We start from the raw sequence: 203 nt of genomic DNA on the forward strand, positions 1-203 counted from the left end.
GAAGACTAGGCGCAAGCCAACCTTGTGGACGCTTGCGATTGTTGAAACGCGGCATGCGGTAGCGGGTATGTCTATTTTTTTTCCCCCTTCGTAAGCAACGGCGAGATTCTAAGGACCGCCGAATTGAGAAGCCGCGATGATTGAGTTCGGCTGCCCAAATTACTGTGTTTTCTTTGAGAATTGCTACTCCTGTTGTTTTACTT

1 protein-coding gene is annotated in these 203 nt (G+C 48.3%); it reads right to left on the reverse strand.

Annotated features, from left to right (window positions below):
• Positions 1-203, reverse strand: a 203-nt coding sequence (locus LKK83_RS05265) for an RRXRR domain-containing protein (RefSeq protein ID WP_324629872.1), incomplete at both ends; no start/stop codon positions are given.

This window comes from Phormidium sp. CCY1219 (assembly GCF_035615515.1).
Taxonomy (GTDB): Bacteria; Cyanobacteriota; Cyanobacteriia; order Cyanobacteriales; family Laspinemataceae; genus CCY1219.